General features: G+C 57.6%; 15 protein-coding genes. 1 reads left to right on the top strand and 14 read right to left on the bottom strand.

The window, feature by feature from the left end; all coding sequences use genetic code 11:
* Positions 1-7 precede the first annotated feature (7 nt).
* From ndk to trmJ, 11 genes are all read right to left on the bottom strand, one after another.
* Positions 8-433: a nucleoside-diphosphate kinase gene (ndk, locus tag FEZ21_RS07980; protein WP_003443361.1), complete on the bottom strand. Its 426-nt coding sequence runs from the start codon at positions 431-433 to the stop codon at positions 8-10.
* A 94-nt stretch (positions 434-527) separates the two neighbouring features.
* Positions 528-728, bottom strand: coding sequence for a Fe-S cluster assembly protein IscX (iscX, locus tag FEZ21_RS07975; RefSeq protein ID WP_003443363.1), 201 nt, complete (start codon positions 726-728; stop codon positions 528-530).
* Positions 729-740: 12 nt separating this feature from the next.
* Entirely contained in the window at positions 741-1,082 is a 342-nt protein-coding gene (gene fdx, locus FEZ21_RS07970) for an ISC system 2Fe-2S type ferredoxin (RefSeq protein WP_003443365.1), read from the bottom strand.
* Between the two features lie 3 nt (positions 1,083-1,085).
* The gene (gene hscA / locus FEZ21_RS07965) at positions 1,086-2,948 is read right to left on the bottom strand and encodes a Fe-S protein assembly chaperone HscA (RefSeq protein WP_003443367.1); all 1,863 of its coding nucleotides are present in this window, start codon (positions 2,946-2,948) and stop codon (positions 1,086-1,088) included.
* A 51-nt stretch (positions 2,949-2,999) separates the two neighbouring features.
* Positions 3,000-3,521 carry a co-chaperone HscB gene (gene hscB, locus FEZ21_RS07960; protein WP_160626966.1) on the bottom strand — a complete coding sequence of 174 codons (522 nt, stop codon included), beginning with the start codon at positions 3,519-3,521 and terminating at the stop codon, positions 3,000-3,002.
* Positions 3,522-3,529: 8 nt separating this feature from the next.
* On the bottom strand, positions 3,530-3,853 hold the full coding sequence (iscA, locus tag FEZ21_RS07955) for an iron-sulfur cluster assembly protein IscA (RefSeq protein ID WP_003443371.1): 324 nt from the start codon (positions 3,851-3,853) through the stop codon (positions 3,530-3,532).
* A 67-nt stretch (positions 3,854-3,920) separates the two neighbouring features.
* A complete protein-coding gene (gene iscU / locus FEZ21_RS07950) occupies positions 3,921-4,307 on the bottom strand; it encodes a Fe-S cluster assembly scaffold IscU (protein ID WP_003443374.1) in 387 nt (128 codons plus the stop codon).
* Positions 4,308-4,402: 95 nt separating this feature from the next.
* The gene (locus tag FEZ21_RS07945; RefSeq protein ID WP_003443375.1) at positions 4,403-5,617 is read right to left on the bottom strand and encodes an IscS subfamily cysteine desulfurase; all 1,215 of its coding nucleotides are present in this window, start codon (positions 5,615-5,617) and stop codon (positions 4,403-4,405) included.
* Between the two features lie 49 nt (positions 5,618-5,666).
* Entirely contained in the window at positions 5,667-6,158 is a 492-nt protein-coding gene (gene iscR / locus FEZ21_RS07940; RefSeq protein WP_003443378.1) for a Fe-S cluster assembly transcriptional regulator IscR, read from the bottom strand.
* A 243-nt stretch (positions 6,159-6,401) separates the two neighbouring features.
* A complete protein-coding gene (cysE, locus tag FEZ21_RS07935; protein WP_003443380.1) occupies positions 6,402-7,178 on the bottom strand; it encodes a serine O-acetyltransferase in 777 nt (258 codons plus the stop codon).
* A gap of 2 nt (positions 7,179-7,180) precedes the next feature.
* Complete coding sequence (trmJ, locus tag FEZ21_RS07930; protein WP_003443383.1) at positions 7,181-7,951, bottom strand: tRNA (cytosine(32)/uridine(32)-2'-O)-methyltransferase TrmJ; 771 nt, start codon at positions 7,949-7,951, stop codon at positions 7,181-7,183.
* Positions 7,952-8,094: 143 nt separating this feature from the next.
* Here trmJ and suhB point away from each other — a divergent pair, with 143 nt between their 5' ends.
* Positions 8,095-8,910 carry an inositol-phosphate phosphatase gene (gene suhB / locus FEZ21_RS07925; protein ID WP_003443386.1) on the top strand — a complete coding sequence of 272 codons (816 nt, stop codon included), beginning with the start codon at positions 8,095-8,097 and terminating at the stop codon, positions 8,908-8,910.
* A 172-nt stretch (positions 8,911-9,082) separates the two neighbouring features.
* Here suhB and FEZ21_RS07920 read toward each other — a convergent pair whose 3' ends face one another.
* The 3 genes from FEZ21_RS07920 to secD form a co-directional block, all read right to left on the bottom strand.
* Entirely contained in the window at positions 9,083-9,610 is a 528-nt protein-coding gene (locus FEZ21_RS07920) for a glycine zipper 2TM domain-containing protein (RefSeq protein WP_160626828.1), read from the bottom strand.
* Positions 9,611-9,732: 122 nt separating this feature from the next.
* Positions 9,733-10,647 (bottom strand): protein translocase subunit SecF, encoded by a 915-nt coding sequence (secF, locus tag FEZ21_RS07915; RefSeq protein WP_003443393.1) that lies wholly within the window; start codon positions 10,645-10,647, stop codon positions 9,733-9,735.
* Between the two features lie 9 nt (positions 10,648-10,656).
* Positions 10,657-12,525, bottom strand: a complete 1,869-nt coding sequence (gene secD / locus FEZ21_RS07910) for a protein translocase subunit SecD (protein ID WP_160626826.1) — start codon at positions 12,523-12,525, stop codon at positions 10,657-10,659.
* Positions 12,526-12,553: the final 28 nt, after the last annotated feature.

Below are 12,553 nucleotides of genomic sequence, written 5' to 3'. Positions count from 1 at the left end.
CCAATACTTAGCGAGTGGTTACTTCAGTAGCTGCGAAAAAGTAGGAGATTTCGCGAGCAGCAGCTGCTTCAGAGTCGGAACCGTGAACAGCGTTAGCGTCGATGGATTCAGCGAAATCAGCACGGATAGTGCCGGCAGCTGCTTCTTTAGGGTTGGTAGCGCCCATCAGTTCGCGGTTCAGAGCGATGGCGTTTTCGCCTTCCAGAACCTGAACAACAACCGGACCGGAGATCATGAAAGCCACCAGGTCGCCGAAGAAGCCACGAGCGCTGTGCTCAGCGTAGAAGCCTTCAGCTTCAGCTTTGGACAGTTGCTTCAGTTTGGAAGCTACAACCTTCAGGCCGGCTTTTTCAAAACGGGTGGTGATCTCGCCGATAACGTTTTTTGCAACAGCGTCAGGCTTGATGATGGAGAAAGTGCGTTGAACAGCCATGGTGTAACTCCAGAAACAGTGATTTAAGCGAAAAATTAAACCCGCGAATTATACGCGGGTTCTTGGGTATTTCATAATTACGCGCGTTGCAAGTTTAGTCAGCTTCTTCGATCCACAAGCCCTGAATGGCTTCGAGGACCTTCTCGCCGCCACGATCAGGGATGTCATCGAACTCAGGCAACGCCATGACCAGGTTGCGCAGCTTGACGAAATTCACCGTCAGCGGATCGACATCCGGATGGGCTTCGGCCAGTTGTATCGCGATTTCCTGCACATCAACCCATTTAAGGCTCATGACAATTCCTTATCAGTGCGGCGCTTCGGCGGCGTGGTTGAGCGAGTATTTCGGAATTTCGACCGTGATGTCTTCAGTGCCAACCCGGGCCTGACAGCTCAGGCGCGAGGTCGCTTCCAGACCCCAGGCCCGATCGAGGTAGTCTTCTTCCAGCTCGTCAGCCTCATTGAGGGAGTCGAAGCCTTCACGAATCACACAGTGACAAGTGGTGCAGGCGCAAACACCGCCGCACGCGCTTTCGATTTCGATGTGATTGTCGTGGGCCACTTCGAGAATGGTTTTGCCGGTCTCAGCCTCAACAACCATACCGTCCGGGCAATGCTCGGCGTGTGGCAGAAAAATGATCTGCGGCATCAGTTATTCCTCGATTTCATTCAAGTTGCGTCCCGACAGGGCGGCTTTAACCGTCAAGTCCATGCGCCGGGCAGCGAAGGCATCGGTCACTTGCGACAGACGCTTGGTCTGCTGCTCGATGGCATAACCATCGGTGCCTTTCAACAATTGGGCCAGTTCCTGCATTTGCAGTTCGATGACCATCCGCTCTTCGGCGTCCAGCAAACGATCGCCATCAACATCCAGCGCCGCCTGTACCGCCTCGATCAGACGCTGAGCATCGACCTGCTGCTCACGCAACACCCGTGCGACCTTGTCGTCACTGGCGTACTGGAACGAATCCTTGAGCATTTTGGCGATTTCACCATCGGTCAGACCGTAGGACGGCTTGACCTGAATGGTTGCCTCGACACCCGACCCCAGCTCGCGGGCCGTCACATTGAGCAAACCATCAGCATCGACCTGGAAGGTGACGCGGATTTTGGCGGCACCGGCCACCATGGGCGGAATGCCACGCAATTCAAAACGCGCCAGGGAGCGGCAATCACTGATCAGCTCGCGCTCGCCCTGCAGCACATGAATCATCATGGCCGTCTGGCCGTCTTTATAGGTGGTGAAGTCTTGCGCACGAGCCACCGGGATTGTGGTGTTGCGCGGAATGACCTTCTCCATCAGGCCGCCCATGGTCTCAAGACCGAGCGACAGCGGAATCACGTCCAGCAATAACAGTTCGCCACCATCACGCTTGTTACCGGCCAGGGTGTCGGCCTGAATCGCAGCACCAATGGCGACCACCTGATCGGGGTCGATATCGGTCAATGGCTGACGACCGAACATTTCGGCAACCGCTTCGCGCACACGCGGCACGCGGGTCGAACCACCGACCATCACCACCGCCTGAACTTCATCAAGCTCAATATTGGAGTCACGTACAGCACGGCGACAAGCCTTCAGACTGCGGGCAATCATCGGCTCGATCAGGGCATCGAAAGCTTCACGGGTCAGCTCGGCCTGCCAGTCGCCATAAGCGACAGATACGGACGAAGCATCGGTCAGACCTTCTTTGGCAGCGCAGGCAATTTGCAGCAATTGGCGCTGGGTGCCCGGATCGAGATCCGCCGACAAACCTGCCTGCTCGACAATCCAGCTGGCAATCGCATGGTCAAAGTCGTCGCCGCCCAGGGCGCTGTCGCCACCGGTGGCCAGGACTTCAAACACACCGCCGGTCAAACGCAGGATCGAGATATCGAAAGTACCGCCACCCAGGTCATAGATGGCGACCACGCCTTCAGCGTGCTGGTCAAGACCGTACGCCACGGCAGCAGCAGTCGGCTCGTTGAGCAGGCGCAAGACATTGAGCCCGGCCAGTCGCGCCGCATCCTTGGTGGCCTGACGCTGAGCGTCATCGAAATAAGCCGGCACGGTGATCACCGCCCCTACCAATTCTCCGCCCAAGGTTTTTTCAGCACGCTCGCGCAGCACTTTCAAAATGTCGGCTGACACCTCTACCGGGCTTTTCGGGCCCTGTACGGTGTCAATGAACGGCATGTGCGACTCACCGCCCACAAAGCGATAAGGCAGCTGCTCGCCCAATTGCTTGACGTCGGACAGACCACGACCCATCAAGCGCTTGACCGACAGCACGGTATTGAAAGGATCACTGGAAGCCGCCAGACGGGCAGACTCGCCCACCTCGATGCGATCGGCGTGATAACGCACCGCAGACGGCAGGATGACTTTGCCGTCAGCATCGGCCAGCGGCTCGGAAAGACCGCTGCGCAAAGCAGCGACCAGCGAATTGGTAGTGCCCAAGTCGATCCCCACAGCCAGACGTCGCTGGTGCGGTTGAGGACTTTGGCCGGGTTCGGCGATCTGCAGTAGGGCCATCGTAATCAGGACTTATCTGTATATCAGGCGTGCAACCGTGGCGGCACTGGGTTAATCGTCGAGGCGCTCTTCTAACTGGCGCACTTCGTAAGTGAGCTTGTCGAGGAACTGCATGCGGCGCATCAGGCGCTCGGCCTGTTCGCGCTGCGCTGCATCATTCCAGCAAGCAGCGAAGCTGTCGTTCAACTGATCCTGAGCGGCTTTGAGCCGACGCTTGAATGCAGCAATACCTGCCATATCGGCGCTGTCCTGCAAGTCTTCAAGCTCTTCGCGCCAATGCATCTGCTGCATCAGAAACTCGGGATCATGCACCGTGACTTCCAGCGGCATCTCACGCCCATTCATCGCAAGCAGGTAACGCGCGCGCTTGGGTGGGCTTTTGAGCGTCTGGTAGGCCTCGTTGAGGCTGGCGGATTGCTCCAGCGCCAGTCGTTGCTCACGCTCGGAAGCATCAGCAAATCGATCCGGATGCACACCACGCGCCAACTCACGGTAGCGCGCGGCCAACTGCTCGAGATCCAGCGTGAAGCTCGGCTGCAGTTCAAATAATGCGAAATGACAAGGAGTGCCCACGAGTAGCCTCAGATGTTGAAGCTTTCGCCGCAGCCACATTCACCGCGCACGTTGGGATTGTTGAACTTGAAGCCTTCGTTCAACCCTTCCTTGGTGAAATCGAGTTCGGTACCGTCGAGATAGGTCAGGCTCTTGGGATCGATGATCACCTTTTCGCCATGACTCTCAAACACCTGGTCCTCACTGCCGACCTCATCAACGAACTCCATCACATAGGCGAGACCGGAACAGCCCGTAGTGCGAACACCCAGACGAATCCCCTCACCCTTGCCGCGCCCGTCAAGGGAACGACGAATATGCCGGGCCGCCGCTTCTGTCATGCTGATAGCCATCAGGACTCCTTACGAATCGCCAGTATCATCACCCTGCCCGCGCCATTGCTGGCAGCGGGCAAACGGATCAGATCAAACCTTTCTTCTGCTTGTAATCGCGAACAGCTGCCTTGATGGCGTCTTCTGCGAGTACCGAGCAGTGAATTTTTACCGGTGGCAAGGCCAGCTCTTCAGCCAGCTGAGTGTTTTTGATGGTCTCTGCTTCATCCAGAGTCTTGCCCTTCATCCACTCGGTTGCCAGGGAGCTGGAAGCGATTGCCGAACCGCAACCATAGGTCTTGAACTTGGCATCTTCAATGATGCCCTGCTCGTTGACCTTGATCTGCAAACGCATCACGTCGCCGCACGCCGGTGCACCCACCATGCCGGTGCCGACATCCGGGTCTTCCGCGTCCATCTTGCCGACGTTGCGCGGGTTTTCGTAGTGGTCGATGACCTTTTCGCTGTAAGCCATGGTACTAATCCTCACTCATCAGAGAGTCGCTCTTGAGACGCTGCAATGCTGCTGTTCGCTGCGTTTACAGCGCCTGCCTGTGGCGACTTAAATTGTTAGTGCGCCGCCCATTCGATTTTCGAAATGTCGATGCCGTCTTTGTACATGTCCCACAGCGGCGACAGTGCGCGCAGCTTGGTAACAGCCTCGCAAACCTTCTGCGCGGCGTAATCAATTTCTTCTTCAGTGGTGAAACGACCGAAGGTGAAGCGGATCGAGCTGTGTGCCAGTTCGTCGTTACGGCCCAGGGCGCGCAACACGTAGGACGGCTCAAGGGAAGCAGAGGTACAGGCCGAGCCGGACGACACGGCCAGATCCTTGAGCGCCATGATCAGCGACTCGCCTTCAACATAGTTGAAGCTCAGGTTCAGGTTGTGCGGTACGCGGGCGGTCATGCTGCCGTTGACGTACAGCTCTTCAAGGTGTTCAACCTGCTTGAAGAAACGGTCGCTCAGGGCTTTGATCCGGATGTTCTCGGCGGCCATTTCTTCTTTGGCGATCTGGAACGCTTCGCCCATGCCCACGATCTGGTGGGTAGCCAGGGTGCCCGAACGCATGCCGCGCTCATGACCGCCACCGTGCATGGCAGCTTCGATACGTACGCGAGGCTTGCGGCTTACATAAAGTGCGCCGATACCTTTAGGACCGTAAGTCTTGTGAGCCGAGAAGGACATCATGTCGACTTTCAGTTTTGCCAGGTCGATTTCAACCTTGCCGGTGGACTGGGCCGCATCGACATGGAACAACACGCCGCGCGAGCGAGTCAGCTCACCAATGGCGGCGATATCGTTGACGGTGCCGATTTCGTTGTTCACGTGCATGATCGAAACCAGGATGGTGTCATCACGCATGGCCGCTTCAACCATGGCCGGCGTTACCAGACCGTCGGTACCCGGTTCGATATAGGTCACTTCAAAGCCTTCGCGCTCCAGCTGACGCATGGTGTCGAGGACGGCTTTATGTTCAATCTTGTCGGTGATCAGGTGCTTGCCTTTGGTGGCATAGAAATGCGCGGCACCCTTGATCGCCAGGTTGTTGGCCTCGGTTGCACCGGAGGTCCAGACAATTTCACGCGGGTCGGCGTTAACCAGATCGGCGACCTGACGACGGCCATTCTCCACCGCTTCTTCAGCCTTCCAGCCAAATACGTGGGAGCGCGACGCCGGGTTACCGAAGTTGCCGTCAACCAGCAGGCAGTCGCTCATTTTTTGAGCAACACGCGGATCAACCGGGGTAGTGGCTGAATAATCGAGGTAAATTGGCAATTTCATGGACTATCTCCTAAATCAGGCTGGCTGGCGCACCGTCGTTTTTATGCAATCACTCGACGGCGGACGCTTCGATCTTATCCAGGTGTGGCGCCTTGCCATTACAGCGGCGTTGATCCTGACGCTGGGCTACTTCTTGTACCTCACGGCGAGTGACAAGATCAGCCAAGCTGATACCGCTGAGAAAATCGTGGATCTGCAGGCTCAGGTCGCACCACAAATGGTGGGTCAGGCACGTGTCGCCGGCATGGCAATCGCCAAGCCCCTGGCAACGCGTGGCATCGACGGACTCGTTCACTGCATCGATAACCTGGGCTACCTGAATACCCTGCATGTCGCGCGACAGCTGATAGCCGCCGCCCGGGCCACGCACACTGGAAACCAGACTGCTGCGGCGCAACTTGGCAAACAGTTGCTCAAGGTAGGATAGGGAAATGCCCTGGCGTTCGGAAATATCAGCCAGGGACACCGGCCCGTGCTGTGCGTGCAACGCCAAATCAAGCATTGCAGTAACGGCGTAACGGCCTTTTGTAGTCAGTCTCATGGACAGGTACCACGGAATTCGGAATGGAGGCGAGTATGCTATTCCCGACTATTTAAGTCAAGTATTAGACCTAGTACTTTAGTCGGGATTACCCGCAAAACAGCGCGCGCATTGTAGCAGGGTATGCGGCGTAATGGCACATGAGGCATCAAGGCCTGATGCGCAAGACCCCAGGGCCCCCAGAGGCCGGCGACTGCTCAGCGCAGCGTCACCAGACCAGCTCCCCCAGGGTCAAAGCAAGACCTAGACCGCCTTGCCTTGATCCTTGTCCTTGACGCAGGCGAAGTCCTCTTCGCGCAGCTGCGGCAGGTCCTGAGCGCAATAAGTGCTGCCCAGATCCTTGAGCGCCCCGCACATGCCATCAAGCTTGCCGTCGACCGCCTGCAGATGATCCAGCAACTGACCAATGGCCCGCGCCACCGGATCCGGCATGTCCTCGCCGACACCGTAAGCATCAAAGCCAATCTTCTCGGCCATGGCCTTGCGCTTGGCTTGTGCCTCATCGTCGCTCTTGATGATGATGCGCCCCGGGATCCCGACAACCGTCGCCCCGGCAGGCACCTCTTTGGTCACCACGGCATTGGAGCCAACCTTGGCTCCGGCGCCCACGGTAAACGGACCAAGAACCTTGGCCCCCGCCCCCACCACAACCCCGTTTTCCAGAGTCGGATGGCGCTTGCCCTTGTTCCAGCTCGTGCCGCCCAGCGTCACACCCTGATAAAGGGTCACGTCGTCGCCGATTTCAGCCGTCTCACCAATGACGATACCCATGCCGTGGTCGATGAAAAACCGACGCCCTACCTTGGCCCCCGGGTGAATCTCGATCCCGGTCAGCCAGCGCCCGAAGTTCGACACCAGCCGAGCCAGCCATTTCCAGCCAGCCCCCCACAGCAAAGCGGACAAGCGGTGAATCCAGATGGCATGCATGCCCGGGTAGCAGGTCAACACCTCAAAAGCATTACGCGCAGCAGGATCACGATGAAACACACTCTGGATATCTTCACGCAGACGCTCGAACATCATTAATCCTTGCGCTTGAGCAACTCGCCACGAGCTGCTTTTTGGGTTTCGGTGAGAATGCCACGCAAAATGTTCATTTCTGCACGACTGACCGAGCTGCGCCCGTACAGTCGGCGCAAGCGCGCCATGAGGTGACGCGGTTTTTCCGGATCCATGAACTCGATGGCCACCAGGGTCTGCTCCAGATGCTCATAGAAGCGCTCCAGCTCATCCATGGTCGCCAGCTCGCCACTTTTAGTGGAAGCCACTTCCTCTTTTTCGATTTTGCTCGGCTGACCCTGAGCCGCCAGCCATGACATGCGGATCTCGTAGCTCAAGACCTGCACGGCAGCACCCAGATTCAGAGAGCTGAATTCGGGGTCCGAAGGGATATGCACATGAAAGTGGCAACGCTGCAGCTCTTCATTGGTCAGGCCGGAATCTTCACGACCGAACACCAGGGCGATTTCAGCCCCCTGCCCCGCTTCTTCCACCACTTTCTGCCCGCACTCGCGCGGGTCCAGCAGCGGCCAGGGGATACGACGATCACGGGCACTGGTGCCCAGCACCAGATTACAACCCACCAGGGCATCTTCCAGGGTGGCAACGACTTGTGCATTTTCAAGAATGTCACCCGCCCCCGACGCCCGGGCATCAGCCTCATGGTGTGGAAACAACCTGGGCTCCACCAGAACCAGCCGCGACAATCCCATGTTTTTCATGGCACGCGCAGCACCGCCGATGTTCCCGGGATGACTGGTATTGACCAGAACGACACGAATATTAGGCAGCAAAGGAAGCGCTCACAGGCCAACAAAAGGGAGCAAATCTTACCTAAGCGAAACGCCATAAGCTACGAAAGCTAATGCAAACCTTCATCTACTGAACTTTTCTGATAGAATATTCGGCTTTCTTTAACGACCTAGGTGAAACGTCCATGCAGCCCATGCTGAATATCGCGCTGCGCGCCGCCCGCAGCGCCAGTGAATTGATTTTCCGCTCCATCGAGCGCCTGGATACCATCAAGGTCGACGAAAAAGACGCCAAGGATTACGTCTCTGAAGTCGATCGTGCTGCTGAACAGAAAATCATCGACGCCTTGCGCAAGGCCTACCCGACACACGGCATCCGCGGTGAAGAAACCGGCATGCACCCAGGCAGCGGTGAAGGTGAAGACTACCTGTGGATCATCGATCCGCTGGATGGCACCACCAACTTCCTGCGCGGCGTTCCACACTTCGCCGTAAGCATCGCCTGCAAATACCGTGGCCGCCTTGAGCACGCAGTGGTTCTCGACCCGGTTCGCCAGGAAGAATTCACCGCCAGCCGTGGCCGTGGCGCCCAGCTCAATGGTCGCCGCCTGCGTGTCAGCGGTCGCACCAGCCTTGATGGCGCCCTGCTGGGTACCGGCTTCCCGTTCCGCGACAACCAGATGGACAACCTGGATAACTACCTAGGCATGTTCCGCAGCCTGGTTGGCCAGACTGCCGGCATCCGCCGCGCCGGTGCTGCCAGCCTGGACCTGGCTTACGTTGCAGCCGGCCGTTATGACGCATTCTGGGAGTCGGGCCTGTCCGAGTGGGACATGGCAGCAGGCGCCCTGCTGATCCAGGAAGCCGGCGGTCTCGTCAGCGACTTCACCGGCGGCCACGATTTCCTTGAAAAAGGCCACATCGTTGCCGGCAACACCAAGTGCTTCAAAGCTGTACTGACCGCAATCCAGCCACACCTGCCGGCCTCGCTGAAACGCTAAGCGAACTCCGCGCATAAAAAAAGCACCCTTCGGGGTGCTTTTTTTTGACTGCCATTCCAACAAAGACCTGGCCAACCTTTGACCGGACTCCGGATACCTGCAGGAGCGAGCTACATACCAGCAGACTCGATATCCGCAATGCCCCGCTGAACAGCCCGCCCCGGCAGTGGCATTAATTCAGGATCAACTTGCCCTGCTTGTCGACGGCAATTTCATTGCCCGGCTCATGATCCATCCGCACCTTGCCTTCCTTGCCATCCAGCGAGTAACGCACGTCATAACCGACAACCTTGTCGCTGATGTCGTTGACCGTGTTGCAGCGCGTTTGCGTCGTGGTATAGGTATCGCGGTTCTGCATGCCTTCCTGAACCTTGTTACCGGCATAGCCACCACCGACCGCACCGGCCACCGTGGCGATCTTCTTGCCGTTACCACCACCCACCTGATTACCCAGCAAACCACCAGCGACTGCACCCAGTACGCTACCGACGATCTGATGCTGATCCTTGACCGGCGCCTGACGCGTCACAGTCACATCCTTGCACACCTCACGCGGTGTCTTGATCTGTTGCGTGACCGGCCGAACAGCCAATACCTGCGCAGACTCAGGGCCTTTAACCAGGGTGTAGGTGGCAAAAGCGCCCCCGGCGGTCACAGCCACCGCACCTAAAACAGCACCTACCAGCAAAGACTTGTTCACTTGAACCTCCAAACCATCACAGATGGGAAAAATCCCACGCTAATCCCAGCCTTGGAGCACAAAAAAAGGCGCGAGTTCAATACTCGCGCCTTTTTAGGTAACAACTCGAAGATGATTAACCGTTATGGACGGTCATCGATCTCCTTGTCGGTCACAACAGGAGGAATCAAATCCTCGGCACTCAGGTTCAACCAGATCAGCACCACGTTGGCGATGTAGATCGACGAGTAAGTACCCGCCAATACGCCCACGAACAGCGCGATCGAGAAGCCCCACAGGTTATCGCCACCGAAGATCAGCAATGCCGCGATCGCCAACAGGGTGGAGATCGAGGTCGCCATGGTGCGCAACAGGGTTTGCGTGGTCGAGATGTTGATGTTATCGATCAGGCTGGCCTTGCGCAGCACCCGGAAGTTCTCCCGCACCCGGTCGAATACCACGATGGTGTCGTTGAGCGAGTAGCCAATAATGGCCAGCACCGCCGCCAGCACCGTCAGGTCGAAGGTAATCTGGAAGAACGACAGCACACCCATGGTCACGATCACGTCGTGAACCAGAGACACGATCGCGCCCACCGCGAACTTCCACTGAAAGCGGAAGGCCAGGTACAGCATGATGCCGCCCAGCGCCATCAGCATGCCGAGGCCGCCCTGGTCGCGCAGCTCTTCACCCACTTGCGGGCCCACGAACTCAACGCGCTTGATGACCGCAGGGTTAGCCGTATCGGCCTGCCCCAGTGCCGCTGCAACCTTGTTGCCCAGCAACGGATCATCGCCAGGCATACGCACCAGCAGGTCGGTGGTAGCACCAAAGCTCTGTACTACAGCGTCATGGAAGCCTGCCGAGGCAAGCTCGGTACGCACCTTGGTCAGGTCTGCCGGCTTCTCGTAGGTCAGCTCGATGAGCGTACCGCCAGTGAAGTCCAGGCCGTAGTTCATGCCCTTGTGGAACATGCTGAACAAAGCCAGCACGGTGAGTACTACAGTGACGCCGAACGCAACGTTGCGAACGCCCATGAAGTTGATTGTACGTAACATGGCAGCCCCTTAAATCCACAACTTCTTGAAGTCCCGACCGCCGTACACAAGGTTGACCATTGCGCGGGTCACCATAATGGCCGTGAACATCGAGGTAAAGATCCCGAGGGACATGGTCACCGCAAAGCCTTTGACCGGCCCGGTACCCATGGCAAAGAGAATCCCGCCAACCAGCAGAGTTGTCAGGTTGGAGTCGACAATCGCCGTAAATGCACGACTGAAGCCTTCATTGATCGCTCGCTGCACCGTCATGCCATTGGCGATCTCTTCACGAATCCGCGAGAAGATCAGCACGTTGGCATCGACCGCCATACCCATGGTCAAGACGATACCGGCAATCCCCGGCAGGGTCAGGGTTGCACCCAGCACCGACATCAGAGCCAGCAGCAAGACCATGTTGCCCGCCAGTGCCACCGTCGCAATCACACCGAAGAAACGGTAGATGGCAATGATGAAGATCGACACGAACAGCATGCCCCACAGCGATGCATCGATACCCTTGGTGATGTTGTCAGCACCCAGGCTCGGACCAATGGTGCGCTCTTCAGCGAAGTACATTGGCGCTGCCAGACCACCGGCACGCAACAGCAAGGCAAGCTCGGAAGCCTCACCCTGGCCATTCAGGCCGGTAATACGGAACTGGCTGCCCAGTGGCGACTGGATGGTCGCCAGGCTGATGATCTTCTTGTCTTCCTTGAACGTCTGGGTCGGCACGTCCTTCTCGACACCGTCGACCACTTGCTTGGTGTAAGTCGTCACCGGGCGCTGCTCGATGAAGATTACCGCCATGCTGCGGCCCACGTTGCTGCGGGTCGAACGACTCATCAGCTCGCCACCGTGACCATCAAGCTTGATGTTCACCTGTGGACGACCGTGCTCGTCAAAGCCTGCCTGAGCGTCTGTCACCTGGTCACCGGTGATGATCAGACCGCGCTCGATTTGCGCGCCAGGACGATTGCCTTCGCGGAATTCGAACGTCTCGGAAGTGGCTTTGGAAGCGCCCGGCTCTGCTGCCAGACGGAACTCAAGGTTGGCCGTCTTGCCCAGAATACGCTTGGCTTCGGCGGTGTCTTGCACGCCCGGCAGTTCAACCACGATGCGGTTGGCACCCTGACGCTGAACCAGAGGCTCGGCAACACCCAACTCGTTGACCCGGTTACGGACCGTTGTCAGGTTTTGCTTGATGGAATACTCACGGATTTCCGCCAGCTTGGCCGGGGTCATCGCCAGACGCAGAACCGGCTGACCATTGAGATCGGCTGTGGTTACGTCAAAGTCATTGAAGTTCTTGCGGATCAGACTACGCGCTTGCTCACGGACCGCTTCATCAGTGAAACCCAACTGAATGGCGCCATTGAGTTGCGGCAGGCTGCGATAACGCACCTTCTCTTTACGCAGCAGACTTTTGACATCGCCTTCGTACACTTTCATACGCGCATCGACGGCTTTATCCATGTCCACTTCCAGCAGGAAGTGCACACCACCAGACAAGTCCAGACCCAGCTTCATCGGGTGAGCACCCAGACTACGCAACCATTGCGGCGTGGTCTGTGCCAGGTTGAGCGCTACGACATAGTCGTCACCCAAAGCCTTGCGCACCACATCCTTGGCGGGTAACTGGTCGTCTTTCTTGACCAGACGCAGCAAACCACCTTTGCCGCCCTGGGCCAAAGAGGCTCCCTTGACTTCAATGCCTGCATCGGTCAGTGCCTTGCTTGCACGATCCAGATCAGCCTGGCTGACCTGCAAAGCCGTGCTCGCACCCGAAATCTGGATTGCCGGGTCATCAGGGTACAGATTGGGAGCGGAATAAATAAAACCGATCGCCAGCACAGCCAGGATCAGAATGTATTTCCACAGAGGGTATTTGTTCAGCATCAATCACGCCGCCCGCTTAAAACGCGGG

It is taken from the genome of Pseudomonas sp. 9.1(2019), assembly GCF_009910445.1.
GTDB classification, from domain to species: domain Bacteria; phylum Pseudomonadota; class Gammaproteobacteria; order Pseudomonadales; family Pseudomonadaceae; genus Aquipseudomonas; species Aquipseudomonas paraversuta.
This window is presented reverse-complemented; position numbering and strand designations above follow the sequence as displayed.